This is a genomic window from Pseudomonas sp. BC42 (genome assembly GCF_021560055.1).
In the GTDB taxonomy this organism is placed as follows: domain Bacteria; phylum Pseudomonadota; class Gammaproteobacteria; order Pseudomonadales; family Pseudomonadaceae; genus Aquipseudomonas.
In genome coordinates this window covers 2728427-2752408 of record NZ_CP091067.1, presented here as the reverse complement: position 1 = coordinate 2752408, position 23982 = coordinate 2728427, and the positions used below count along the sequence as shown (strand labels likewise).

25 protein-coding genes are annotated in these 23982 nt (G+C 64.7%); 11 read left to right on the top strand and 14 right to left on the bottom strand.

Annotated elements, in window-relative coordinates; genetic code table 11:
- Positions 1-24 precede the first annotated feature (24 nt).
- A complete protein-coding gene (locus tag L1O02_RS12830) occupies positions 25-300 on the top strand; it encodes a peptidylprolyl isomerase (RefSeq protein ID WP_011061856.1) in 276 nt (91 codons plus the stop codon).
- A 108-nt stretch (positions 301-408) separates the two neighbouring features.
- On the opposite strand, the gene L1O02_RS12825 is transcribed toward L1O02_RS12830, so the two are convergent.
- From L1O02_RS12825 to L1O02_RS12810, 4 genes are all read right to left on the bottom strand, one after another.
- Complete coding sequence (locus L1O02_RS12825) at positions 409-1326, bottom strand: sugar kinase (protein WP_235760021.1); 918 nt, start codon at positions 1324-1326, stop codon at positions 409-411.
- A gap of 146 nt (positions 1327-1472) precedes the next feature.
- Positions 1473-2690 (bottom strand): amino acid deaminase, encoded by a 1218-nt coding sequence (locus tag L1O02_RS12820; RefSeq protein WP_235760020.1) that lies wholly within the window; start codon positions 2688-2690, stop codon positions 1473-1475.
- 47 nt (positions 2691-2737) lie between these two features.
- Positions 2738-3502: an IclR family transcriptional regulator gene (locus L1O02_RS12815; RefSeq protein WP_235760019.1), complete on the bottom strand. Its 765-nt coding sequence runs from the start codon at positions 3500-3502 to the stop codon at positions 2738-2740.
- A 119-nt stretch (positions 3503-3621) separates the two neighbouring features.
- On the bottom strand, positions 3622-4011 hold the full coding sequence (locus tag L1O02_RS12810; protein WP_060843955.1) for a RidA family protein: 390 nt from the start codon (positions 4009-4011) through the stop codon (positions 3622-3624).
- 432 nt (positions 4012-4443) lie between these two features.
- Here L1O02_RS12810 and L1O02_RS12805 point away from each other — a divergent pair, with 432 nt between their 5' ends.
- From L1O02_RS12805 to L1O02_RS12795, 3 genes are all read left to right on the top strand, one after another.
- Complete coding sequence (locus tag L1O02_RS12805; protein ID WP_060843956.1) at positions 4444-4710, top strand: hypothetical protein; 267 nt, start codon at positions 4444-4446, stop codon at positions 4708-4710.
- Between the two features lie 89 nt (positions 4711-4799).
- Positions 4800-4979 carry a type II toxin-antitoxin system HicA family toxin gene (locus tag L1O02_RS12800; protein WP_060839909.1) on the top strand — a complete coding sequence of 60 codons (180 nt, stop codon included), beginning with the start codon at positions 4800-4802 and terminating at the stop codon, positions 4977-4979.
- 50 nt (positions 4980-5029) lie between these two features.
- Positions 5030-5455 carry a type II toxin-antitoxin system HicB family antitoxin gene (locus tag L1O02_RS12795; RefSeq protein ID WP_235760018.1) on the top strand — a complete coding sequence of 142 codons (426 nt, stop codon included), beginning with the start codon at positions 5030-5032 and terminating at the stop codon, positions 5453-5455.
- A gap of 71 nt (positions 5456-5526) precedes the next feature.
- Here the strand turns inward: L1O02_RS12795 and L1O02_RS12790 are convergent, their stop codons facing one another.
- The 4 genes from L1O02_RS12790 to L1O02_RS12775 form a co-directional block, all read right to left on the bottom strand.
- Positions 5527-6072 carry a hypothetical protein gene (locus tag L1O02_RS12790; protein WP_235760017.1) on the bottom strand — a complete coding sequence of 182 codons (546 nt, stop codon included), beginning with the start codon at positions 6070-6072 and terminating at the stop codon, positions 5527-5529.
- A 190-nt stretch (positions 6073-6262) separates the two neighbouring features.
- Positions 6263-7696: an RtcB family protein gene (locus L1O02_RS12785; RefSeq protein WP_235760016.1), complete on the bottom strand. Its 1434-nt coding sequence runs from the start codon at positions 7694-7696 to the stop codon at positions 6263-6265.
- Positions 7697-7873: 177 nt separating this feature from the next.
- Positions 7874-8656 (bottom strand): hypothetical protein, encoded by a 783-nt coding sequence (locus L1O02_RS12780; RefSeq protein ID WP_146189207.1) that lies wholly within the window; start codon positions 8654-8656, stop codon positions 7874-7876.
- Positions 8657-8792: 136 nt separating this feature from the next.
- On the bottom strand, positions 8793-9617 hold the full coding sequence (locus L1O02_RS12775) for a hypothetical protein (protein WP_235760015.1): 825 nt from the start codon (positions 9615-9617) through the stop codon (positions 8793-8795).
- Between the two features lie 227 nt (positions 9618-9844).
- On the opposite strand from L1O02_RS12775, the gene L1O02_RS12770 reads away from it, so the two are divergent.
- On the top strand, positions 9845-10417 hold the full coding sequence (locus L1O02_RS12770) for a type 1 glutamine amidotransferase family protein (protein WP_235760014.1): 573 nt from the start codon (positions 9845-9847) through the stop codon (positions 10415-10417).
- A gap of 18 nt (positions 10418-10435) precedes the next feature.
- Here the strand turns inward: L1O02_RS12770 and L1O02_RS12765 are convergent, their stop codons facing one another.
- The 3 genes from L1O02_RS12765 to L1O02_RS12755 all read right to left on the bottom strand — a co-directional run bounded on the left by L1O02_RS12765 (position 10436) and on the right by L1O02_RS12755 (position 12221).
- On the bottom strand, positions 10436-10825 hold the full coding sequence (locus L1O02_RS12765; RefSeq protein ID WP_060843962.1) for a hypothetical protein: 390 nt from the start codon (positions 10823-10825) through the stop codon (positions 10436-10438).
- 151 nt (positions 10826-10976) lie between these two features.
- Positions 10977-11372, bottom strand: a complete 396-nt coding sequence (locus tag L1O02_RS12760) for a DUF6368 family protein (RefSeq protein WP_235760013.1) — start codon at positions 11370-11372, stop codon at positions 10977-10979.
- 51 nt (positions 11373-11423) lie between these two features.
- Entirely contained in the window at positions 11424-12221 is a 798-nt protein-coding gene (locus L1O02_RS12755; RefSeq protein WP_235760012.1) for a hypothetical protein, read from the bottom strand.
- A gap of 406 nt (positions 12222-12627) precedes the next feature.
- On the opposite strand from L1O02_RS12755, the gene wecB reads away from it, so the two are divergent.
- A complete protein-coding gene (gene wecB, locus L1O02_RS12750; RefSeq protein WP_235760011.1) occupies positions 12628-13833 on the top strand; it encodes a UDP-N-acetylglucosamine 2-epimerase (non-hydrolyzing) in 1206 nt (401 codons plus the stop codon).
- Between the two features lie 89 nt (positions 13834-13922).
- On the opposite strand, the gene L1O02_RS12745 is transcribed toward wecB, so the two are convergent.
- The 3 genes from L1O02_RS12745 to L1O02_RS12735 all read right to left on the bottom strand — a co-directional run bounded on the left by L1O02_RS12745 (position 13923) and on the right by L1O02_RS12735 (position 17162).
- Positions 13923-15485 carry a TerC family protein gene (locus tag L1O02_RS12745; protein WP_235760010.1) on the bottom strand — a complete coding sequence of 521 codons (1563 nt, stop codon included), beginning with the start codon at positions 15483-15485 and terminating at the stop codon, positions 13923-13925.
- 342 nt (positions 15486-15827) lie between these two features.
- On the bottom strand, positions 15828-16205 hold the full coding sequence (locus L1O02_RS12740) for a VOC family protein (RefSeq protein WP_060839921.1): 378 nt from the start codon (positions 16203-16205) through the stop codon (positions 15828-15830).
- A 75-nt stretch (positions 16206-16280) separates the two neighbouring features.
- The gene (locus tag L1O02_RS12735; protein WP_129405704.1) at positions 16281-17162 is read right to left on the bottom strand and encodes a LysR family transcriptional regulator; all 882 of its coding nucleotides are present in this window, start codon (positions 17160-17162) and stop codon (positions 16281-16283) included.
- 262 nt (positions 17163-17424) lie between these two features.
- Between L1O02_RS12735 and L1O02_RS12730 the strand changes: the two genes are divergently transcribed.
- The 5 genes from L1O02_RS12730 (at position 17425) to L1O02_RS12710 (ending at position 23973) form a co-directional block, all read left to right on the top strand.
- Entirely contained in the window at positions 17425-18966 is a 1542-nt protein-coding gene (locus L1O02_RS12730; RefSeq protein WP_235760009.1) for an MFS transporter, read from the top strand.
- Between the two features lie 147 nt (positions 18967-19113).
- On the top strand, positions 19114-20175 hold the full coding sequence (locus L1O02_RS12725) for an FAD-dependent oxidoreductase (protein WP_235760008.1): 1062 nt from the start codon (positions 19114-19116) through the stop codon (positions 20173-20175).
- A gap of 181 nt (positions 20176-20356) precedes the next feature.
- A complete protein-coding gene (locus L1O02_RS12720; RefSeq protein ID WP_235760007.1) occupies positions 20357-20806 on the top strand; it encodes a PTS sugar transporter subunit IIA in 450 nt (149 codons plus the stop codon).
- Positions 20807-21036: 230 nt separating this feature from the next.
- On the top strand, positions 21037-22764 hold the full coding sequence (locus L1O02_RS12715; RefSeq protein WP_235760006.1) for an efflux transporter outer membrane subunit: 1728 nt from the start codon (positions 21037-21039) through the stop codon (positions 22762-22764).
- Between the two features lie 12 nt (positions 22765-22776).
- Positions 22777-23973, top strand: a complete 1197-nt coding sequence (locus tag L1O02_RS12710; RefSeq protein WP_235760005.1) for an efflux RND transporter periplasmic adaptor subunit — start codon at positions 22777-22779, stop codon at positions 23971-23973.
- The last annotated feature ends 9 nt before the right edge of the window (positions 23974-23982 follow it).

The window sequence follows — 23982 nt, the reverse complement described above, 5'->3', positions numbered from 1 at the left end:
TTCCCGCTACAAGGTCACCCGCCCATGAAAGCCCAAGCCCGCCACATCCTGGTGAAAACCGCCGAAGAAGCCGAACAGCTCAAGCAGCGCATCGCCAAGGGCGAAGCCTTCGACGTCCTGGCCAAGAAATACTCCACCTGCCCGTCCGGCAAGCGCGGCGGCGACCTGGGGGAAGTGCGTCCGGGGCAAATGGTCGGCGCCATCGACCAGGTGATCTTCAAGAAGCCCCTGCGCACCGTGCATGGCCCGATCAAGAGCAAGTTCGGCTATCACCTGGTGCAGGTGTTCTTCCGCGACTGACGCCCCAGCCCCGGCCCGTACCTCCCCGCCGTAGGAGCTGGCTGGCCAGCGAACGCGCCCGCAAGCACAGCGCCGACTTCAAAGGCCTCTTCGCCGGCAAGCCGGCTCCTACAAATCGACCTCCCGGGGAATCAATGCCCCGTGATGCTGAATCACCCGGCTCGCCAACCGGTGCCCGGCCTCGGCGGCCTGTACCGGGCTGCCGCCTCGCAAGCGACAGGCCAGATAAGCCGCGCTGAACGAATCCCCCGCCGCCGTGGTGTCCACCACCCGCTGCACCGGCAGCGCCGGCACCTCGTAGCGCTCGGCACCGCAACGCACCAGGCACGAATCCGCCCCGCGCTTGATCACCACCTCGGCAATGTTCGGGTAGGCCGCAAACACGCCATGGGCATAGTCATGGCCAAACAGCGCCTGCTCGTCCTCCAGGGTCAACAGCGCCAGGTCCACATGCTCCAGCACTTGCACATAGGCCGTCCGCGCCTGCTCCACCGAGGCCCAGAGCCTTGGCCGGTAGTTGTTGTCAAACACGATCTGCGCCCGGCGGATGCGTGCTTCCACCAGCAGGTCAATCAGCTTCTTGCGCCCCGCCTCGCCGAGCACCGCCAGGGTGATGCCGCTGAAATACAGCACATCGTAATCGCACAGGTCCGCCAGGATCGGCCCCGCCGCCGCGGTGTTGAAACAGTCCCGTACCGCCGCCTCATTGCGCCAATACAAGAAGCGCCGCTCCCCCCGGGCATCGGTCTGGATGCAATACAGGCCCGGCAACCGCCCCGGCAGGCGCTGGACCTTGCCCAGGCCGATCCCTTCCTCGGCCCAGCCCTGGCACATGGCATCGCTGAAACTGTCCAGGCCCAGGGCGGTGACGTAATCCACCTCGGCCAGCGGCCCGAGCTCGCGGCACAGATACACCGCCGCATTCAAGGTATCGCCACCAAAGCCCTGTTGCAGGCTGCCATCGTGATGCTGCTGCAGCTCGATCATGCATTCGCCGATGGCCGCGATGCGTTTCTTGTTATTCATGTTCATCTCCCTGTAGGAGCTGGCTTGCCAGCGAAAGCCATGCGCAAAACCTGCGCCCCATCCAAGGGCCGCGTCGCCGGCAAGCCGGCTCCTACAACATCGTGTATTGCACCCACCCTGCAGGCGCTGGCTCGCCAGCGAAGGCGTCAGAAGCAGGTTTCCAGGTTCTCGATCACGCGCAGGTGCTCATCCACCAGCAGCCCGACGCGCCACTTGTCGAAGGTCAGGCACGGGTGCGAGGTGCCGAAGGAAATAATGTCGCCAATGCGCAGTTCCACGCCCGGCGCCACGGTGAGAAACGCATGCTGGTCCATCACCGCGGTGACCTTGCACGCCGTCACATCATCCCCGGCGCCCGCCTCGGCCCCGGCGCGATAACGTCGCAGCGGCACCGGCAAACCGGCGTCGTAGGCCACATCGCGCTTGCCCAGGGCCACCACGGCAAAACCCGGCTCCGGCAGCGACTGCACATGGGCCCAGACTTCCATGGCCGGGCGCAGGCCCTCGTGCAGATCACTGCGTCGATCCAGCACGCAGCACTGGGCCTCCTTGTAGATACCGTGGTCGTGGGCGATGTAACTGCCCGGACGCAGCACGCTGAGGAAGCGCCCCTTGGCGTTGTGGGTCTCGAACGACTCTGCGATCAGGTCGTACCAGGCCGACCCCGAAGCGGTGATGATCGGCCGCTCGATGGCGAACAACCCGTCGCTCTGCAGATCCACCGCCAGGCGCACCAGGGAATCGGCAAATTGACGAATGCCGCTGATGGCCTGATCGCCATGGATCACCCCTTCGTAGCCTTCGATGCCGCACAGGGCCAGGGCCGGCTGCGCCTGGATCGCCTTGGCCAGGGCCAGCACCTCCTGCTCACTGCGGCAGCCGCAACGCCCGCCGACCACGCCGTACTCGATCATCACCTTGAGGGTGACCCCGCGCTGGGCGAAAAACGCCCCCAGGTCGGCGACGTTGTCCGGGTGGTCGACCATGCAATAGAAATCGAAATCCGCGTCCGCCAGCAGCTCGGCGATCAGCGCCATGTTCGGCGCGCCCACCAGTTGGTTGGCCATCAATACCCGACGCGCGCCATGGGCGTAGGCGGCGCGGGTCTGCACCGCGGTGGCCAGGGTGATGCCCCAGGCACCGGCGTCCAGCTGCCGCTGGAACAGCGCGGGCATCATGCTGGTCTTGCCGTGGGGCGCCAGCTCGGCACCGCTGTCGCTGACGAACTTCTGCATCCAGCGGATGTTGTGTTCCAGCGCCTCGCGGTGCAGCACCAGGGCGGGCAGGCTGACGTCGCTGAGCAGGCTTGCAGCGTGGGCAGCGGCGCCCTTTTCCACCAGGGGCAGATTCAAAGCGGAAGACATGTTGGCACTCCTTATCAAGGCGGCTGCGCACAGCCGCGACACTGTCATCAATCGTTGATACGCCGGGCCAGGCGGTTGGCGCTGTCGATCAGCACCCGGCGGTATTCCTGGTAATGGCTCTGCGCATCGGCCCTCGGCGCGACGATGCACAGGGTGCAAATGCACACCCCGCGCTCATCGCGCACCGGCGCGGCAAAACAATGGGTGAAGGTGTCGGCGACACTGTCGAAGGAAAAGAACCCCTCCTCGGTGGCCTGACGGATTTCCTTGAGGAAGGTCGCCAGCGGCAGGCTCTGGCCATCGGGGAGGATGAAGTCGCGCTCATCGATCAGCTCGGCAATCTGCGCATCGCTCATGTGCCCCAGCAGCAAACGCCCGGAAGCGGTCCAGGGGATCGGTGCGTTCTCGCCGATGTCCGAGGAGATGCGAAAATGCCGCTCGCCTTCTTTCATCAGCGCCACGGTGTATTTGCGCCCGTTGAGCAGGCACATCTGCGCGGTCTCCCCGGTCTGGCTGACGATCTCCTGCAAGGCCTGGTCGGCTTCGCGGCTCAGATCGAAATGGCGCAAATGCGCCTGGCCGAGAAAGTACAACTGGCGGCCCAGGTACACATGGCCATCCTTGCCCACCGGCTCCAGCACCCGCCGCTCCAGCAAGGACGCCACCAGCTCGTAGACCGTGGACTTGGGACTGCCGATGCCCTTGGCGATATCGTTGGGCCGCAGCGGCTGGCCGATCTCCTTGAGGAAATCGAGAATATCGAACGCCCGATCCAGGCCCTTGGCCCGGCGCTTGATGCTGTCTTCGCTCATCTACCTGCGCTCCCTCTATCGACCCGTAGGAGCCGGCTTGCCGGCGAAGAGGCCCTCAAGCCTTGTGTCGCCCTCACGGGCATCTTCGCTGGCAAGCCAGCTCCTACAGGCCGTGGCCATCAGGCCTTCTTCTTGTAGGCCACACAATCGATCTCGACCTTGCAGTCCACCATCATGCTGGCCTGCACACAGGCCCGGGCCGGCGCGTGTTCGGGCTTGAAGTACTCACCGAACACCTTGTTGAAACTCCAGAAATCCCGCGGGTCTTCCAGCCACACGCCAACCCGCACCACATCCTCCAGGCCGTACCCGGCCTCTTCGAGAATGGCCACCAGATTGCGCATCGTTTGATGCGTCTGCTCGACGATCCCACCGTGAATGATCTCGCCATCCAGCGCCGGCACCTGGCCGGACACATGCAGCCAGCCATCGGCTTCGACGGCGCGAGCGAAAGGACGCGGCTGGCCACCGCCTGCGGTGCTACCGGTGCCGTAACGGGTGATGCTCATGAGCGATTCTCCTGGTTGAAGGTTGACCATCTGGCCGCCCTGCCCGAGCGTCACCCGACTCGCCGCGGACTTCTGCGCGAACTCTGCCGCAGCAACCCGCGATGGCCTGGAAACGCAAAGGCGTGGAACAAATACATTCCGCTACAACGGAATAAAATATCAAATAGCGGAACAGGCGCCAGAGTGTGCCATGGAGCACAAAGGAGATAACAGGGGGGATGGAAAAACTTTCCGGAACGAGGAATGGAGAGATGAGAAACGGCCATCAGCCAATGTCAGGCATTTCTGTATTTGCTGAAGGCACGCCCGAATGCCTGGTGATGCTGCTCGCCACCTTCTACATTCCGTTGCGTCGCAGCCGTCCGCGACCGGATTTGGCCGTCCGAATCTCCATGAGCACACCTCAATATTCCTTCATGGAGCGTCACTGCTATGGATCTCCAACCTTTCACCTGCACCACCGATCACCCCGTCGCCTTCATCAACCCACAAGCGCCGCTGCTCGACCTGCTGACCTACGCCGGCCTGCGCATCCGCGCCGCCCGGGACATGCTGGACAGCCTTGCCGACATGACCAGCCGCAACGCCGATCACCTCGACCTCAAGCGCTTCTCCAGCGTGGCGACCCTGTTGTTGCAGGACGGCTGCGATGTGTTGCATGCAGTTGAGCAACGGGCAATGGATCTGCCCCGGGAGTAATGGTCAGGCTTCGCAAAAAACAACACACAAGTGTTGTACAAAAATATGAATGTTGTACCGTGCAGAAATCCAAGCCATGAGGCGAGGTGATGAAATTCAGCGAATTCAGACGATGGTTGAAAGCTCAAGGCGTGGTCTTCGAGGCCGGTAAAGGCAGCCACTTCAAAGTTACGGCCCCAAACGGCAACCAGACCACCTTCGCGGATCACGGCAGCAAGGAAATGCCCGAACCCACCCGCAAGGCAATCATCAGGCAATTGGGGCTCTAGGACTCACATCCATTCTCTGCATGCTGAAACATCGCCTCCGAGGAGTGACCATGTACGACTACGCCCTTCGCTTCGAGCAAGACCGTGCACCGGGACTGGCGGTCTTCTGCCGCGATCTGCCCGAACTCAACAGCTTTGGCGATGATCCTGGGCACGCCATCAACCAGGCCATCGACGCGCTCGAAACCACTCTGTCCCTTTACGTCGACCAGCGCCGCGCCATTCCCCCGGCCTCCGCGCCGCTACCAGGGGAACAGGTCATTCATTTGCCAATGGTGACCGTGGCCAAGATAGCGCTTTGGAACACGATGATGGAGCGGGACATGCGCAAGGCCGATCTATGCCGACTGCTCGGAATCCACCAGGCCCAGGGAGATCGCCTGGTGGACTTTCTACACAGCTCCAAAATGGAACAGCTGGAAAATGCCCTGGCAGCCCTAGGTAAACGTCTTGCGGTATCAGTGGAGGCGGCATAGCCCAAAATGGCCGAACGCAGGCATTGATCCGTGGGCAACCCGGCAGGAGGCCGGGTTAGCCGCACCGGGCCTCAATCAACATCAGCCACGCACAACACCCACCACAGATTCCGCGCCCCCTGGCAGGCGACATAGGCAGAAGAAATAGTCGAATCCCTGGTCAACTCACACCAATCAGGACTATCGAACCGATACACCACCAGCTCGGAAAACGGCGCCGGAAACACAGCATCCAGCGCTTCGGACACCACCTGGCGGGCATTGGCCACGGACCCTCCACGGCTGGACGGATGACACCCTCCCCGCAGCAGCGCCGCCAGCAACGAGCCCTCGAACTCGTATCGATTGAGCATGGAAAAGGGCCCGAACTCAGGCTCGATCTGCCCGATGGCCGTCGAGCTGGCGAGGCCGCTGAAACGTTCGAGAAACTCCGTCAGTCGCGGCCTCTCACCCAACACCTTGATGGCGGGATCAGGCTTGAAGAAGCAGGACACCACCTCGCCACACTGGGCAAGCACCGCAAGCAGTTCGGCAAGGGGCTGCTTGTCGACGACAAACTCGCTGGCAGCGGTCAATGGCGCTAGCGCATCGTGCTTCAGGTTTTCATCTTGATTCATGCTTAAGCACCGAAGGTTGATCACAAACAGACAAACACCCCAGCGGCTACCGCACCCTGGGCTTTTGCGACCGCAGACAACTGCAACGGCACCGCTCGGAGCGAACAGGCCGGGAGGGGCGACAATGTATCGGCCGTACCGTTGCACGGCAAACCCGAAAACCATCCCCGCCCGCACCCGCGCAGCGCGCTTACGCCTTGAAGGTCAGAATCGGCGAAAACCGCGCCATCACCGACACCGTGCCCTCTTCCACCTGGGACTGGATCACCTGGCCGATTTCCTTGTAGGCCCCTGGCGCCTCTTCGATCATCCGCTCTTCCTTGGTGGTGATGCACTCCACGCCCTGCAAGCCGAGGAATGCCTTGTCCTTCTTGGCCTTGAACACAATCTCGCTGCGCGACATCGAGCGCCCGGCGCCGTGGCTGGCCGAACGCAGCCAGCGCTCGTTGCCCAGCCCGGTGAGCAGGTAGGAGTCATGCCCCATGCTCCCCGGGATCAGCAGCGGCTGGCCGGCATAGGCCGGTGTCGCGCCTTTGCGATGCACGTTGCCCTCTTCTTCGCGCAGCACGATGTTGTGCGGCACATCGACAATCAGCGGTGCTTCGATGCCCGCACCAAACACTTGCCGGGTGCGCTGGCGCACCATCTCGGCGATCAGCGCGCGGTTGGCGTCGGCGTAGTGGGCAGCGCTGTGCATGGCCAGCAGGTACTCGTCGGCCATCTCGCCAAACAGGGCGAAGATCTTCGAATCAGGGTGTTTGATCCCCGCCGGCCACAGGGCCTTGGCCTTGTCCATCCAGCGCCGCCCGACATAGAAGCCCACGTCGCGCGAGCCGGTGTGGATCATCATCACCACCTGCCCCACCGACAGGCCCTGAGCAAAACAGGCCTGACGATCCACCAGTTCGGTGACCACCTGGATCTCGACAAAGTGATTGCCGCCGCCCAGGGAACCCAGGCCCGGGTCGCGGAGGATTTTGCGCGAACGGTCCTGCAAGGCTTCCGGCGCGTAGTCGGCGCTACCGCGGGCGAACGACGACTCATGCAAACCCGACAGCTCACGTTGCAGCTGGGCGAAGTCCGCCCCGGCAAACAACCCGATCGGGTCCTGCTGCTGCACCTGGGCCCAGAAATCCCCGAGCCCGGCCTGAAACAGCGCGGTCATGGCCATTGGGCTGGTGGGAATGTTGCGCGTGCCCTCCAGCAGATCGCCGCGCACCAGGGCGGTCCACTTGGCTTTCTGCGCCATGAACTGCTCGTAGTTCAGCCCCAGCTTGTGCAGGCGCATGCCGCAATTGATGTCGGTGCCGATGGCCTGCGGTACCACCATGTCGTGACTGGTGACAATCACGCTGCCCACCGGAATCGGGCTGCCGGTGTGGAAGTCCGGCGTGGCGCAGGCGCACTTCACTTCGCCGCCATGGGGGTGAGCCACCTTGGCGAAATCCATCAGCTGCAGGACGGCTTTTTCTTCGATGGCAAAGCTTTCGGGCAGCAACAGTTCCACCTTGAGCCCGGCGTCATTGATTGAAGAGATGGAGAGGGAATTGGAATTCAGGCGTTCGATGGCCACCCCGGAACGGGCGAGCTTGTGCTGAATTCTTTTCAGAGGAGTCTTGGTCATTTTCAACTGCTTTTCTTGGACGCAACAAAACAACCACCCTTTTGGTGGCTGGAATTGTCTGGTCAGCAGCGAAACTTAGACGGCGCGGATAATGGGGAATGACGCCGTGGATGTAAATAGCCCGGGGGAAATTATTTGCCCAGGCACCTGGGGAGGTGCCTGCCGGACGGCGTGGCGTCAGTGCGGTGCCGGGCCGCCGCGCCACGGCATGTATTCCACCAGCACCTCACCGCGGCTCAGGCCATCGGGCTGACTGACAAAGCCCGGCATCTGCCGCAGATCCAGCTGCTGGCAACGCTGGGTCAAACGTTGGCGCAGGGCGGCGTCGGTCTTGAACGCTTCCGGCCGGAACGCGCTGCGCTCCAGGTTTACCAGGCATTCCTGGACCTGCCCCTGGGCATTGGCGGTGTAGTAAAAACTGGCCACGCCGATGCTGTCGATGCCCGGCCCGGCGACTGCCTGCTCCCAGAAAAACCGGCTTTGCTGGTAGAGGCTGGAACTCAGCCGATACACCTGCTGCTCACGGCTGGGCAGTTGGCTGAAGCGCGGAAACTCCAGGTTGGCAATCGCATTGATGATGTCCCCATCGCCAAAGGCCTCGGGCGCGGCGGCAGGAAACAGGGTGTTCCAGCACACCTGTCGGGCCAGGTGCAGCAGGGTTGGGGTGGCCAGGACCTGGGAAACATCACCGCTGCCGGGGCGTACCGTGCAGTCGAGCACGTCGTTCTGCCGATTGAGCTTGATCCGCAACTTCACCGCGCCACTCAGGCCCTGATGGTTGGCGGCCATCATGTTGCGCCTCAGCACTTCGCTGATGGCGACAGAGAATTCCAGGCTTTTCTGGGTTTCCAGGGCCTGGGCGGCGCTCTGCTCCGGAGTCTTGCTCTGGCAGGCGCCCAGGGTCAACACGGCCGGAGTCAGCAAGGCCAGGGTCGAGGTGCGCAAGAATGCTAATGACATGAATGGGGAACTCATTGATCAATGACCGGGCGCAAGGGCCACGCCCCGCGCCCCGGAAAGGGCCGGCTCAATCACTGAACGAACCAATAGCCGAAGCTTTAGTGAAATCTGCATCAGCGATGCGCACCAGCCAGGCTCAAGGTTCGGCGCCGCTTGCCTGCACACGCTGCGTGGCCTTGTTCGGCCCGCCTTTCCACGGCGTGTAAAACACGCTGGCATGGATCGGCTGCGCCTGGCCCTGCTCGGCTGCAAAACCCGGCATTTGCCGCAGGTCCAACTGCTCACACAGTTGGGTGACGCGATTGCGCAATTGATTGTCGGGCTTGAATGACTCGGGTCGGTAGCGCACCGCCCGCAGGTTCACCCAGCATTCCTGCACCCGGCCCCGGGGATCGGCCTTGACCTCAAAACTGGCCACTCCGACGCTGTCCAGCGGCAACTGGGCCAGGGTGTGCGTCCAGAAGAAATGGCCTTTGGCGTATTGAGCGGTATCGAAGGCAAACTCCTTCAATTGCTCGCCTTCCAGGGTCAAGCGAGGGAACATCAACGTCCCTTTGACCTCCAGCACGCCATCAGGCTCAAAGGCGGCGGCGGGCGCCAGAGGGAACACGGTGTTCCAGCAGACACCCTCGAGCATCTCGCCCAGTTTCGGGTTGTAGGGATAAGCCCGCGCTTCAGGCAAGGGGCTGCTCTGCGCTGCACAACCGATGACCTGATTCTGCCGATTGAACCGCATGACCAACTCCACGCTGCCCATCAGTTGCTCGGCATTGGCCCTGAGGCTCTCGCGGTACAGCACTTGCTGCACCGCGTTGGCATAGAACTGCGTCTCCAGCTGTCGTTGCTGCTCGTCCTGGGACAGCGGGGAGCCCGGCAAGTCCGATTGGCAACCGGACAGTGTCAGCAGCAGCCCGACCAGGAACCCGCACTGCGCCGGGGTTCCGTTCAGACAGTTGTACATGTTCAGTTCCTTTGATGGGTTCACTCACGAACCGTCCTGTTCTGCATTCAATGACCTCAAGAGGCCGGATCCTAAAGCAACAGCCACGTTGAAAGCCAACGCCACGACCGTCGCTGCTCCAGGCTCGCGATTGGCAACGGTGCCATAGAAGCTTCTCCGGCCGCCCGCCGAAAATCAGGTTACCCTGGCGCTCCCCACCCGCTCATCACCCCAAGGAAGGAAGCTCCATGACCCGCGCCATCACCCTGCTCAGTGACAACTTCGCCGACTGGGAAACCGCCCTGATCAACGCCACCGCTCGTGGTTTCTACGGTTTCGACTGCCGCTACGCCACCCCCAAGGGCGCCGTCGTCACCTCCATGGGCGGCCTGCGGGTGACCCCGGACCTGGCGTTGGAAGACATTCATCTGGATGAGGTCGACCTGCTGATGGTCTGCGGCGGCAGCATTTGGCAAAGCGCCAACGCACCGGACATCGGCGACCTGCTGCGCGCCGCCCAGGCACGCCAGATCGTGATCGCCGCCATCTGTGACGGCACCCGCGAACTGGCCCGGGCCGGGGTGCTGGATAACCTCAAGCACACCTCCAATTCGGCGGACAACCTGCTGGTGGTGGGTTATGCCGGCGCCGCGCACTATGAGGATGTGCCACACGCCGTGGCGGACCAGCGCGTGATCACCGCCCCGGGCAGTGCCCCGGTGAGCTTCATGGCGCAGATTCTCGGCACCCTGGGCATCAGCGACGCCAACCTGACCGCCTACCTCGCGATGCACGCTGCGGAACACCGCGAGTCGCAATGAATCGGCGTGCCCGCACGCCTACTCTGGAGTCTGGGAGCTTAAGATCGACTCATACCGACCGCTCTCAGGGGTAAAGCAGACGAAGCTGTTGACGCCTTTCTTCTGGACCCACAAGCGTCCACAGCACTCACACTCATAAACCGTCGAAATAGAGGCCAGGTAGAGACTGGTGAACTTGTCCCCGAAGAACTCCGTGGGCCTGGGCCGCCAGCCCCCCCTGCCATAGTGCCGCTCAAGCAGTTCATCGACACTACCGGCACTCGCGGCGGCCAGCAGTTCATTGGCCAGTAGCGAGGCATCGGAAAAAAAAACCTCTTCGTGCTGCTCACGCAGCAAAGCGGCTTTGTAAGGCAAATCATCGGTCTGATCGACAATGATATGACCGCATCTGCAGACTAGTTTGCTCACGGACCGACCTCATCATTGATTAGAAAACCCCATCGACCCACAGCCATCAGCCATCAGCCATCAGCCATCAGCCCCAAATCATTTGACCAAGCGAAAATCAGCATGCTGCAACCAGCGTTCGAAATCCCCAGCACTGAAAAGCGACTCACCCTCATGCTCCAGAACGGCAAGCCGTGACAAAAAAAACCGCATCCGCCGTATACGCGCCGATTCTGCCGCCAAAGGCGACTACGCCATCCAAGCGCCGCGTCATGTCCAACGCCACTTCTCCGAGCCTTTGGTGATCCGGGAGGTCGTTGCCCATGGCGGCCAGATTGAGGATGCCTCTGGGGTTCCAGTCCAGCAGTTTCAACAGCCCGGCGTAATGCGCAAGCTCTTCGGGATAGTGCGGGCCAAACGCATACAACAAGGCACAGCCGCCAACCGAAAAGGTGCGGCAACCTGGACGTAGGTGATCCGCGCGCTGGGCTAGATATGCCTGCACAAGCTCTTCGGTTGACTGATCAGGCTCAAAACGCAGCAGCACACTGATGGTTGGTCCAGCCATTGCTTCACTTGCCTCCACCGCTCTGTTACCAGCCGATATTTCGCACCTTGCTCAAGGCCGCTTCGGCCCACCCCTCCAGGGGCTGTACTGCAGTTCGACGAGGAATCGATCGCCCACCGTCTCCGAGGCGAAAAAGCCGGGCATCTGCCGCACATCCAGGGCCGCGCAACGCTCTTGCAGGCGCTGCACCCGTTCAGGGTCCGGCTTGAAGTCGGAGGCTCTGGCGGCAATGGCGGACAGTCGCACCTGACAACCCTGCACCTGTCCCTGAGCGTTGGCGTGGCCCTCAATCCGGGCGCTGCCCAGGCTGTCGAGGGTCTCTACGGCGAACAGGTGCTGCCAGAAATACTGCTCTTGGGCCTTGTACTCGCGCACCGTCTCGCGAACCTTCTGTTGCTCCATGGGCAAGCGACCGGGACGGGTGACCACCACCGGCAACACCACCTCAAGATTGGCTGCGGGCCGACCTGAGAACAGCGCCGGTTCGGCCCTGGGGAACACCGAGTCCCAACAGACCCGCTCCACCGCCGCGGCCAGTAGGCGGTTATCCGGGTAACGCGGCAACGGGTATTCGGGGAGTGCCTCGGTGCTGCAGGCCACCATCCGATTCAGCGGATCGATCACCGCTCGCAGCGACACGCCGCCGGACCAGCCATCGAGATCGGCGTTGCGCACGCCCTGGTCCAGCACCAGGCGGAAGGCGTCGAGAAAGTGTTCGTAGCGGCGCTGCTGCTGTTGCTCCGGCGTCTCTGGGGCGGCGTTCTTGCAGGCGCCCAGCGCCAGCAGGCCGGCGAGCATCAGCGTCGCCAGAACGGCGCGGGTCAGGTCAGTCGTGAAGGGGGCGTGCACGGTTCACTCCATGAAAAAGGGCCTCGGCCCCTGGACCTGAAACAGGCTCTAGCGTCACAGGGGCGTTGAGCATAAAGGCCGGCGCGGGACCTCACAAAATTTTCTGCGTAGGAAAACGCCAGCATGCCCCCAAGGCATCGACCTGATGGGCCCAACTGGTCCAACGCCTGGGGTATGCGCCAGGGAACCACCCCCGGGGCTGTGCCAGAGGCCAGATGACTGGGCATTTTTCGCGTCGTTTTCCGACCTGCCCCCATCTCCTTTGCCAGCCGCGCACCAGCAGCCCTCTTGTGCTTGGCTCTGGTGCTTGAGCGCGACGCTCTCGGTTTGCTGGTTGGACAAGAGCGGTTCCCACTGCTTTCATTCACAGCCTGGTCCGGCTGCAGTGCGCTCAGGGAGTGAGTCAATGCCTTTTAAGATCATGATGGTTTTTGGTACGCGCCCGGAGGCAATCAAAATGGCGCCGCTGGCCCGGGTGCTGCGGCACTGGCCCGGTCTGCAACTGCATATATGCTCCACCGGGCAGCACCGGGAAATGCTCAAGCAGGTCCTGGACGCCTTCGAACTGCAAGTCGACCAAGACCTGGAAGTGATGACCCACGGCCAATCCCTCAATGGCCTGTCGCAACAATTGCTGAAGCACCTGGACACCACCCTCGAACGCCTGCAACCGGATATCGTCCTGGTCCATGGCGACACCACCACCAGCTTCATCACCGCCCTCGCCGCCTTCAACCGCCAGTTGCCCATCGGTCATGTCGAGGCCGGGCTGCGCACGGGCGACCTCAGGACACCCTGGCCCGAGGAGGCCAACCGGCGCCTGACCGGGGTCATTGCCGACCTGCACTTCGCTCCGACCGCCGAAGCCAAAGCCAACCTGCTGCGGGAAAACGTGCCCGCGGACAGCATCGAGGTCACCGGCAACACGGTGATCGATGCGCTGCGGTGGATGCGGCAGCACCAGCAACAGAGCCAATGGAGCCCCGCCATCGATTCGCCTCTGGCGGTGCTGGAACACAACCGGCGCATGGTGCTGATCACCTGCCATCGCCGGGAAAACTTCGGCCAGGGTGTCCGCCATATCTGCCAGGCCCTGGCAATCCTGGCCCAGCGCTATCCGGATGTGCAGTTCGTCTACCCGGTACACCTCAACCCTCAGGTGCAGAGCGTGGTCGGTGACCTGCTCTCGGATACCCCCAACATCTACCTGATAGCGCCTCAGGACTATCAGCATTTTGTCTCGCTGATGGCGCGCTCGTACTTGATCCTCAGCGACTCCGGCGGGGTCCAGGAAGAAGCCCCGGCCATCGGCAAGCCGTTGCTGGTACTGCGGGACGTCACCGAACGGCCGTCAGTGCTGGAGGGCGGCACCGTGCGGCTGGTGGGCACCGATCGTGAGCGCATCGTGCACCATGTCTGTGAACTGCTGGACGACGCCCAGCTCCATGCCCGCATGAGCCGGGTACTCAGCCCCTATGGCGACGGCCACGCCAGCGAACGCATTGCCCGCCGCCTGTACGACTGGCTCAAGGCAAGGGCCCGGCCTGACAGAGCATGCGCCTTGCCTGCACAGGCAGAGAACGGCCCGCTCAAGCAGGTCAACGAAGCCTAGCCACGCGACAGCGGCGACGATAGGCGCAAGCACATCGCCGCCGACATCCCATCACGGGCATGGCCAAGGCTCGCGCCCTCGCCATTTGCTCAATCCGCGGCCTGCCGCGACAGCAGCACCTGGGTCACCCGGCGCTCTTCCACGGCCTTGACCTGGAGCGCCCAACCGTCCCACTCCACCCGATCGCCCTTGACCGGCAAGCGGTCCAGCAGGCTCATCACCAGCCCGGCCAGGGTCTGGTAGTCCTCGGTGGGCTCGGCGCCAAAGCCGGTGCGCTGGCGCACCTGCGGCAGATTCAGCGCGCCGTTGACCAGAAAGCAGCCCTCTTGTTCCACCACGTCCGGCCCTTCGATCTCACTGGCATCCGGCAGCTCGCCAGCGATGGATTCGAGAATGTCGGTCATGGTCAGAATGCCCATGAAGTCACCGAATTCGTTGATCACGAAGGCAATGTGGGTCGACGCCTTGCGCATCTGCTCCAGCGCGTTGAGGATCGAAAAACTCTCCAGCAGGTTGATGGTCTTGCGCGCCAGGTGCTCAAGGTTCGGCTCGTTGCCCGCCAGGTACTCCTTGAGCAGCTCCTTCTTGTGCACGAAGCCCAGGGGCTCATCCACCGCGCCGTCGCGAATCAGCGGCAGGCGCGAGTAGGACGAATGCATCAGCTTGGTCCGAATGCTTTCCGGGCTGTCGGTCAGGTCGATGCAGTCGACTTCGGCGCGCACCGTCATCAGGCTGCGGATCGGTCGCTCCGCCAGTTGCAGCACGCCGCTGATCATCACCCGCTCGCGGCGGTCGAACAGCTCGCTGCTGGGGGCCTCGCCATCTTCCAGCAGGTCGGCGATGTCCTCGCCCACCTCTTCCGCCGCCAGCTTGCGCCCGCCCAGCAGGCGCATCACCGCGTAAGCCGTGCGCTCACGCATCGGGCGCAGGCCCTGCATGGATTTCTTGCGCCGGGCCCGGGCGATCTGGTTGAACAGCTCGATCAGGATCGAGAAGCCGATGGCCGCGTACAGGTAGCCCTTGGGAATATGGAAGCCCAGGCCTTCGGCGGTCAGGCTGAAGCCGATCATCATCAGGAAGCCCAGGCACAGCATGATCACCGTCGGGTGGGCGTTGACGAAGCGGGTCAGCGGCTTGCTGGCGACGATCATCACACCGATGGACACCACCACCGCGATCATCATCACCGCCAGATGCTCGACCATGCCCACCGCGGTGATGACCGCGTCCAGGGAAAACACCGCATCGAGCACCACGATCTGCGCCACGATCGGCCAGAACAGGGCGTAGGTGGTGCTGCCCGCGCGCTGGCTGACATGGCCTTCCAGGCGCTCGTGCAATTCCATGGTGGCCTTGAACAACAGGAACACACCGCCGAACAGCATGATCAGGTCACGACCGGAGAAGCTGTGCTCGAACACCTCGAACAGCGGCTGGGTCAGGGTCACCATCCACGAGATGCTGGCCAGCAGGCCCAGGCGCATCAGCAATGCCAGGGACAGGCCGATCAAGCGCGCGCGGTCACGCTGCTCCGGCGGCAGCTTGTCCGCGAGGATGGCGATGAACACCAGGTTGTCGATGCCCAGCACCAGCTCCAGGACGATCAGGGTCAACAGGCCAAGCCAGGCCGTGGGGTCTGCAATCCATTCCATAACGACTCAAGTTCTCCGGAAAATTCAAACGGCCAGACGCAGGCCGGCGCCAGTAAGCAGGGACTGCAAACGCGGGGGGACGGACTGAGCGCAATAGGGAGCGGCAAATGCCAGGGAAGTGCGGCCAGGAGAATAGCAGCCTGAGGAATGGGACCTCAGAACGGCCGGCAGGCCTGAGAAATCATGGGGGAAAACCAGAAAAGAGCGCCGACTGGGGGGCTCCGAGAGCGTGTTCATGCAAGTCCTGAGTGAAAAAACGGACTTGGAGGTTACAGGGACGTCGGCGTATTTCCCCAGCGGGAAATCATTACAAAACTTTATCCGGCGTTCCTGACGTCGACACTAGAGCCGCTCGGAAATCTCGATCAGGTTCAGGTCCGGGTCCCGCAGGTACACCGAACGGATCGGCCCCGTGGCACCGGTGCGCGGCACTGGCCCTTCGATGATCGGCCAGTTGACCTGTTGCAGGTGGGCAATCACCTGTTCCAGGGGCACGCTGGCGATAAAGCACAGGTCCAGCGCCCCCGGCACCGGCAGGTGGGCCTTGGGCTCGAATTCCTGACCGCGCACGTGCAGGTTGATCTTCTGATTGCCGTACTTGAAGGCCTTGCGCCCTCCGGCAAAGGTTTCCAGGCGCATCCCCAGCACCCGTACATAGAAGTCCTCGGCAGCCACGGGATCGACGGTGGTCAGTACCAGATGGTCCAGGTGATCAAGCATCAACGACATCACTCCTGAAGGGTAAGAAACGGCCCGGGGATTATGCGCGCCGGGCGAGCCCTTGAACATGCGCTATCAAGCCTTGCGCCGGTACTCGCGACGCACCTGCTCGATGTAGCGCACCACCGCCGGCGCCTGTTCGAAACGCCGGTGAATCAACGACAGCCAGGAGGTTGCCGAGCTGCCGCCGATGGGCCGGTACAGAACGTTGGGCAGGTTCACATGGCCCACCACCGATTCGGGCACCACCGCCACCCCCTGCCCCAGGGAAACCAGGGCCAGCACCGCCACCAGGCCACCGGGCTGGGCGCCCAGCTTGGGGGCGTAGGCCCCCTGGGCCGCCACCTGCAAGGTGCCGCTGATCTGCTCCGGCAGGATGAAGGTTTCATTGAGCAGGTGCTCGGAGGCGATCTGTGGCAGGCGGCACAGCCAGGACTCGGCGGACAGCGCCAGGACGAAGCCTTCAGCGTCCAGGGCAATGGCCTCGACGCCTTCGGGCAGGGTCATGGGCGAGCGGATGTAGCCGACATCCAGGCGCCCGTCGGCGATCCGCGCCGGCAGGGTCGCCATCGGGCACTCCCGCACATTCAGGCTGACGTCCGGACAATCGCGGCTGAAACCCTGCACCTGCTTCTGCAGCAACCCGCCATACACCGCCGACGCTACATAACCCAGCTCGATATGACCGATCTCGCCCCGCCCGGCGCGCTGGGCATTGCGCTGGGCGAACTCGAACTGGCGTACCGTGGCTTCGGCCTCCAGGAGCAAGGTGGCACCGGCTTCGGTGAGGCTGACCTCGCGCTGCTGACGCACGAACAGGCGGGTGCCGAGGGCTTTTTCCATGTCCTGGATCTGCCGGCTCAAGGTCGGCGGGGCGATCCCCAACTGCTCGGCGGCCCGGGTGAAATTGCGTTGCCGGGCCACGGCGAGGAAGTAGCGAAAGTGACGAATTTCCATTAACGGCATTAGCTCAAAGGTAATGAACTGGCGCTTGGCGGCTAACAAAAGCCCGCAAAGCCCGGGATAAGCTGGGCGGACCTTCACAGTAGAGAGCCTCTGCCATGCCCGTCAAACCTCTATTTACGGCAATGACCGTCTGCTGCGGCCCACATAACGCTGTGGCCGGGCGCACTCAAGTCGGCATTGCCTACAAAGCAATCGCCACCCTGGCCACTCACCAGAACCTGCTCGATGCCCTCCTCAACCGACGGACCGCGCCATGAACCGCCCCATCAACCCGCGCGCGACCCTGCTGACCGCCTCCGGGGTCTGCTCGCTGATCGTCCTGGATACCAACATCGTCGCCGTGGCCCTGCCGAGCATCGCCCGGGACCTGGGGGCCAACTTCGCCGATATCGAATGGGTGGTCAGTGCCTACATGCTGGCCTTCGCCGCCCTGCTGCTGCCGGCGGGCAGCCTGGCAGACCGCTTCGGCCGCCGAAAGACCCTGCTCTGCGGCCTCGGTCTGTTCATCCTCGCCTCCCTGGGCTGCGGCGCCGCGCCCAACGCCCTGCTGCTGGATATCGCCCGGGCCTGCAAGGGCGTGGGCGCGGCGCTGCTGCTGACCTCGGCCCTGGCCTCCATCGGCCACACCTTTCATGACGAGGCGGAACGGGCCAGGGCCTGGGCCTTCTGGGGCGCCTGCATGGGCATGGCGATGACCGCCGCGCCCACCGTCGGTGGGCTGATCACCGAATACTGCGGCTGGCGCTGGATCTTCTACTTCAACCTGCCGGTGGGCGCCCTGCTGTTGTGGAGCGTGCTGCGCAACGTGCCCGAATCCCGGGATACCCAGGCCGCCCGCCTCGATCCCTGGGGCAGCCTGGCCTTCAGCGCCAGCCTGCTGTGCCTGATCTGGGGCCTGATCGAAGCCAACCGCATCGGCTGGAGCCACCCGGCCACCACCACCCGACTGCTGGCAGGTCTGGCCCTACTGGGCCTGTTCGTGCTGATCGAACGCCTGCAACGCCGGCCCATGGTGGATCTGCAGCTGTTCCGTCACCCGCGTTTCATCGGCGCCCTGCTGGGCATGTTCGCCTACGCCGGCTGCGCCCAGGTGATGATGACCCTGCTGCCCTTCTACCTGCAGAACGGCCTGGGCTTCTCGGCCATTGCCTCGGGCCTGGGCATGCTGCCCTTCGCCCTGACCATGCTGATCTGCCCCCGGATCGGCGCACGCCTGGCGGGGCGTTATGCTCCGGCAACCCTGATGGCCGCCGGGCTGACCCTGGCGGGCAGCGGCAACCTGCTCAGCGCCTGGGCGGTGCACAGCGGCGGCTACCTGAGCTTCGCCCTGGCGATCGCCGTGACCGGCGCCGGGGCAGGCCTGCTCAACGGCGACACGCAGAAAAACATCATGGCCTGCGTCCCCCGGGAACGCACCGGCATGGCGTCGGGCATGAGCACCACCATGCGTTTCAGCGCCATCATGCTGGCCATCGGCGTGTTCGGTGCGCTGCTGGCCAGCCATACCCAGCAACTGTTGCAAGGCAGCCTGCGGCAACTGCCCGGGAACTGGGCGCTACACGCGCCGGACATCGCCTCCCGGGTGGTGGCCGGGGACATGCAAGGCGCCCTGGCTGGCCTGCCGCCGGCAGCCCGGGACCTGGTTGAGCCCCTGGCGCAGCAGGCGTTCGTCGGCGGCTTCGGGCTGGTGCTGGCGGTAGCGGGCCTGCTGGCCCTGCTCGGCGCGCTGGTGGTCGGGCGCCTGATGCGCAATCCCCTGCCCCAGGCGCAAGGGCTGGCCCTGAAGCTGGAGTAGCCGCCTGGTACCCGCTGGCGCAGTGCGCCAGCGGGTACAAGGCTCGAGGTTCGCTTGCAATTTCATAACAGTGCGCCCATTGCTCCAGGGTTCAGTCCCCGACTAAGGTGCGCCCGGCCCCCCCCTTCATGCCGTAACGAGGTGCACATGCCGCCTGCAACCGTGATTGTGTTGGGCGCCGGGATTGTCGGCGCGTCCATTGCCTACCACCTGGCCCGCCAGGGCATGGCGGTGACGGTATTGGAACAGGCCGGCCCCGGCTCCGGCGTCACCGCCCATTCGTTTGCCTGGATCAACCCCCATGGCGCGTTTCCCGCCGCCGCCCGAGCATTGCGCTCCCAGGCCCTGGCGGACTATCGACGGCTGCAGCAGGAACTGCCGGACCTGCAGATCCGCTGGTCCGGCGCCCTGTGCTATGACGCCGCCGAAGGTGCCGCCAGCCCCCTTGAGCCGTTGCCCGGCGGGTCGGCCCAGTGGATCGACCGGGCCCGGATCGCCGAGCTGGAACCCCACCTGCAACCGTTGCCGGAGCGGGCCCGCTACGCCCCCGGCGAAGGCAGCCTGGACCCGGTCGCCGCCACCCGCGTCCTGCTGCAAGGCGCCCGTGACCTGGGGGCGCAGGTGTTCGAGCAGAGCCCGGGCCTGGGCCTGTGCGTCGAGAACCGGCGGGTGATCGGGGTCGCAACCGCCACCGGCGTGGTGCGCGCCGAACACCTGGTCCTGGCCACCGGCTGCTGGACCCCGGCCTTGCTCCAACCCCTGGGCATCCACCTGCCGGTACAGGCTTCGCCGTCGATCCTGATCCGTGTCGATGCCCCGCCAGGCCTGGTCAAGACCCTGATTTCCAACAACCAGTTGGAGATCCGCGAAGCGGCCGACGGCAGGCTGTTGCTGGCGGAAGACTACCTCGACGCCGACGGTCCCCGCGGGCCGCAAGCCATCGCGCAGCAGGCCATGGCCAGCCTGCGGCGCGCGTTCCGCGGCGCCGAGAGCATCGCCTTGCGCAGCGTTGAAGTCGGCCAGCGCCCCATGCCCCAGGACCAGTTGCCCATCATTGGCCGCTGTGCGTCCTACCCGGGCCTTTACCTGGCCGTGATGCACGCCGGCGTGACCCTCGCCCCCACCGTGGGGCGCCTGATCGCCCAGGAACTGGCACTGGGGCAAGACTGCGCCGAACTCGCCGGCTGCCGCCCGGCGCGTTTTGCCTGAGGGATCAACCAACGGGCGCCCGATGGCGGCGCAGGGCCCCGGCCATGGGCTGGAAGGCAGCGACTTCAGGGCCCGGCGCCGCCCTAAAGAGTTCGTAAAGAATGCCGCGGCGGCCCCCGTTGGGCGCGGCAAATGCGCTTCAATAACGCTCACGCCAAGCCTGAAACTCCCGGAGCACACCATGAGCAAGCTTGCCCGCTACCTGCAGGTCGAAGACATTCTCCTGGCCGTCAACGTCTCGAACAAACAGCGGTTGTTCGAACAGGTGGGCCGTCATCTTCAGGAGACGCGACAGTTACCGGGCGACGGGATCACAGCCAGTCTGTGGCGCCGGGAGCTGGCCGCCAGTACCGCGATCGGCGATGGCGTGGCGCTGCCCCATGCCCGGCTTGCAGAACTGGACGGCATCCACGCCCTGTACCTGCGGCCGCAGAGCCCCATGGCCTTTGCCGCCCCCGACCACCAGCCGGTGAGCGATATTCTCGTGCTGCTGGTGCCCGCCCCCGCCGATCAGCAGCACCTGGACTTGCTGGCGGACACGGCACGGCTGTTTTCCAACCCGCGCTTTCGCCAGGCGCTGTTGCGCTGCAAGGAAGCGGCACAGGTCAAGCAGCTGTTCGATCACTGGTAGGGCCAGCGCCGCCGAGCAGGCGCGGGGTCGATGGACACCGGTGGAGATAGCTCCAGGCCACCGATTGCCGCGCCGCACAAGATTTCCTCTATTGGCGGTTAGTCCAGTCATCCATTAACGTTCATGGCACCTCGCGCAGCCTGCTGCGTGAGGGGGATGCCTGTCCTGCGGTTGGCCCGGCAGCCAGATGGTCGTTGAAACCACTCACCGTTCGATCCATTCGAGTGATTATGAAAGAGCGACAGCTGCCGCCCCCATCCCCCGGCGGCCGGCGACCGTGCAGCGGCCGCGCCGGTCGAGAACCCGCCCGACACCCTGCTCTGTTCGCCTTCGCCCTGCGGCCCTTGAGCCTGATCTGCTACGCCTGGCTGGCCGGCTGCGCGGTGGGGCCGGACTTCACTCGCCCCGAACTCGCGGCAGACGCCGGCTACAGCGCCACGCCCCTGCCCGCCACCACCGCCTCGGCGCAGATCGCCAGCGGTGGCGCGGCGCAGCGCTGGGTGGCCGGCATGGACATCCCCGGGCAATGGTGGACGCTGTTTCGCTCCCGGGAGCTCAATGCCCTGGTGGAGGAAGCGCTGCGGGCCAACCCGGATCTGAGCGCCGCCCAGGCCGCCCTGCGCCAGGCCAATGAGCAGTTGTATGCCGAGCAGGCTTCGCTGTTCCCGTCCCTCAGCGCCTCGGCGTCGAAAACCCGGGAAAAAGCCTCCGCCGCCAGCGCCCTGGGCGCCGGCGGCGCGGCGGCGGCCGGTGGCTCGCCAGGGCAGATCTTCACCCTCAACTCGGCGTCGTTGACGGTGTCCTACGCGCCGGATGTGTTTGGCGGCAACCGTCGGCAGATCGAGGCCAGCGGCGCTCAGGTGGACTACCAGCGCTACCAGCTTGAAGCCGCCTACCTGACCCTGACCGCCAACCTGGTGAACAGCGCCATCAGCCTGGCCTCGGTGCGCGACCAGATCGCCGCCACCGAAACCGTGATCGGCCTGCAGAGCGATCAGCTCGACCTGCTGCGGGCGCAACGCCGGCTCGGGGCCATCGGCGACAGCGACCTGCTGACCCAGGAAGCGACCCTGGCCCAGACCCGCGCCACCCTGCCAGCGCTGCAGAAGCAATTGGCGCAAACCCGCAACCAGTTGCAGGCCTACCTCGGCCGCCTGCCCAGCCAGGACCGCGGCGAGCAGTTCCAGCTGGCGTCCCTGCACCTGCCTCAGGAACTGCCCCTGAGTCTGCCCTCGGCCCTGGTCGAGCAGCGCCCCGACGTGCGTGCCGCCGAGGCCCAGTTGCATCAGGCCAGCGCCAGTATCGGCGTGGCCATCGCCAATCAGCTGCCGCAGTTCAGCATCACCGGTTCCCTGGGCTCCACGGCGCTGGCCGGCACCCGGCTGTTTTCCTCGGGCACCGGGGTCTGGAGCCTGGCCGGTTCGATCGCCCAGCCGATCTTCGACGCCGGCGCCCTGGAGCATCGCAAGCGCGCCGCGGTGGCCGCCTACGATGAGGCCGCCGCGCGCTATCGCAGCACGGTGATCGCCGCCTTCGAAGATGTGGCCAATGCCCTGCGCGCCCTGGAAGCCGACGCCGAGGCCCTCAAGCAGCAAGTGACTGCCGAGAGCGCCGCGCGCCAGAGCCTGGACCTGGCCCAGGCCCAGTACCGCCTGGGCGCCGTGGGCTACCTGAACCTGCTCACCGCCCAGCAGACCTACCAGAACGCCATTGTCAGCCGGGTCCGGGCCCAGGCCGCCCGCTACAGCGACACCGCCGCGCTGTTCCAGGCCCTGGGTGGCGGCTGGTGGCAACGCCGCGATGTCGATCCCGCCAGCCTCGGCAGCCCCGACCGTTTCGGCTGGCCGTCGCTCAAGGAGATGTATCCGCCGGCCCCTGGGCACGACCGCGACCACGCTCAAGTCGCGCCCGCGGCACCCGCGCCGGCGGCCCCCACCCGACCTGCACCCTTGCCCTAAGTGAGATCCGCCATGGCCGACGTCAATTCCAGCCCCTCCACCGCGCACCCCGCCGCGGCCCCGCAGACGCCGCGCAAGCGCCGCCTGCTGTGGCCCATGCTGATCATGCTGGGTGGGGTGCTGCTGATTGTCGCGGTGATCGGCGGGGTCAAGTTCGTGCAGATTTCCAAGCTGATCGCCCAGGCCAAGGTGCCCCTGCCTCCCGCCGTGGTGACCGCGCTCAAGGCGCAGTACGAAGACTGGCAACCGAGCCTCTCGGCCGTCGGTTCGATGAAGACCGTGCGCGGGGTGGATGTCACCACCGAGGTCGGCGGCATCATTCGCAGCATCGGCTTCAAACCCGGCCAGGAAGTGGCGGCAGGTGACCTGCTGGTGCAATTGAATGCCGACGCCGACATCGCCCAGTTGCGCGCGCTGGAGGCCACGGCCAATCTGGCCGCCACGGTGCTCAAGCGCGACCGGGCACAGTTGGCGGTGAATGCGGTGTCCCAGGCCCAGGTCGAAGCCGACGAGGCGGACCTCAAGGCCAAGCTCGCGGCCGCCGAGCAGCAACGCGCGCTGGTGGCGAAAAAGAGCATCCGCGCGCCCTTCGCCGGCCGTATCGGGATCACCAGGATCAACCTCGGGCAGTACCTCAACCCCGGAGACAAGATCGCCAACCTGCAGACCTTCGACCCCATCTACATCGACTTCAACGTGCCCCAGACCCAGGTGCAGCAGATCGCCCTGGGCCAGAGCGTCACGGTCAGCGCCGACGGCCTGCCCAAGCAGCGCTTCAACGGTCGGGTCAGTTCCATCGACACCCAGTTCGATGCCAATACCCGCAACGTCACGGTGGAGGCCACCGTCGACAACCCCCGGCACAGCCTGGTGCCGGGCATGTTCGCCCGGGCCGTGGTCGCCTCCGGCGGCACCCAGCGCTACCTGACCCTGCCCCAGACCTCGGTCACCTACAACCCTTACGGCACCACGGTGTTCGTCGCCACCCAGAAGAACAACGAGCAAGGCGAGGCGCTGTTCACCGCGCAGCAGACCTTTATCGAAACCGGCCCGACCCGGGGCGACCAGGTGGCGGTGCTGTCCGGCGTCAAGGAAGGCGACCTGGTGATCACCAGCGGCCAGATGAAGCTCAAGAACGGTTCGCCGGTGAAGATCGTCGACCGCGACGCGCCCTTGAACGATCCCTCCCCGACGCCACAAGAACACTAGGGCCCGGCC

Coding starts and splice junctions, on each gene's coding strand:
- L1O02_RS12830 (WP_011061856.1), top strand. CDS start 25: ATGAAAGCCCAAGCCCGCCACATCCTGGTGAAAACCGCCGAAGAAGCC.
- L1O02_RS12825 (WP_235760021.1), bottom strand. CDS start 1,326: ATGAATAACAAGAAACGCATCGCGGCCATCGGCGAATGCATGATCGAG.
- L1O02_RS12820 (WP_235760020.1), bottom strand. CDS start 2,690: ATGTCTTCCGCTTTGAATCTGCCCCTGGTGGAAAAGGGCGCCGCTGCC.
- L1O02_RS12815 (WP_235760019.1), bottom strand. CDS start 3,502: ATGAGCGAAGACAGCATCAAGCGCCGGGCCAAGGGCCTGGATCGGGCG.
- L1O02_RS12810 (WP_060843955.1), bottom strand. CDS start 4,011: ATGAGCATCACCCGTTACGGCACCGGTAGCACCGCAGGCGGTGGCCAG.
- L1O02_RS12805 (WP_060843956.1), top strand. CDS start 4,444: ATGGATCTCCAACCTTTCACCTGCACCACCGATCACCCCGTCGCCTTC.
- L1O02_RS12800 (WP_060839909.1), top strand. CDS start 4,800: ATGAAATTCAGCGAATTCAGACGATGGTTGAAAGCTCAAGGCGTGGTC.
- L1O02_RS12795 (WP_235760018.1), top strand. CDS start 5,030: ATGTACGACTACGCCCTTCGCTTCGAGCAAGACCGTGCACCGGGACTG.
- L1O02_RS12790 (WP_235760017.1), bottom strand. CDS start 6,072: ATGAATCAAGATGAAAACCTGAAGCACGATGCGCTAGCGCCATTGACC.
- L1O02_RS12785 (WP_235760016.1), bottom strand. CDS start 7,696: ATGACCAAGACTCCTCTGAAAAGAATTCAGCACAAGCTCGCCCGTTCC.
- L1O02_RS12780 (WP_146189207.1), bottom strand. CDS start 8,656: ATGTCATTAGCATTCTTGCGCACCTCGACCCTGGCCTTGCTGACTCCG.
- L1O02_RS12775 (WP_235760015.1), bottom strand. CDS start 9,617: ATGTACAACTGTCTGAACGGAACCCCGGCGCAGTGCGGGTTCCTGGTC.
- L1O02_RS12770 (WP_235760014.1), top strand. CDS start 9,845: ATGACCCGCGCCATCACCCTGCTCAGTGACAACTTCGCCGACTGGGAA.
- L1O02_RS12760 (WP_235760013.1), bottom strand. CDS start 11,372: ATGGCTGGACCAACCATCAGTGTGCTGCTGCGTTTTGAGCCTGATCAG.
- wecB (WP_235760011.1), top strand. CDS start 12,628: ATGCCTTTTAAGATCATGATGGTTTTTGGTACGCGCCCGGAGGCAATC.
- L1O02_RS12745 (WP_235760010.1), bottom strand. CDS start 15,485: ATGGAATGGATTGCAGACCCCACGGCCTGGCTTGGCCTGTTGACCCTG.
- L1O02_RS12740 (WP_060839921.1), bottom strand. CDS start 16,205: ATGCTTGATCACCTGGACCATCTGGTACTGACCACCGTCGATCCCGTG.
- L1O02_RS12735 (WP_129405704.1), bottom strand. CDS start 17,162: ATGGAAATTCGTCACTTTCGCTACTTCCTCGCCGTGGCCCGGCAACGC.
- L1O02_RS12730 (WP_235760009.1), top strand. CDS start 17,425: ATGAACCGCCCCATCAACCCGCGCGCGACCCTGCTGACCGCCTCCGGG.
- L1O02_RS12725 (WP_235760008.1), top strand. CDS start 19,114: ATGCCGCCTGCAACCGTGATTGTGTTGGGCGCCGGGATTGTCGGCGCG.
- L1O02_RS12720 (WP_235760007.1), top strand. CDS start 20,357: ATGAGCAAGCTTGCCCGCTACCTGCAGGTCGAAGACATTCTCCTGGCC.
- L1O02_RS12715 (WP_235760006.1), top strand. CDS start 21,037: ATGAAAGAGCGACAGCTGCCGCCCCCATCCCCCGGCGGCCGGCGACCG.
- L1O02_RS12710 (WP_235760005.1), top strand. CDS start 22,777: ATGGCCGACGTCAATTCCAGCCCCTCCACCGCGCACCCCGCCGCGGCC.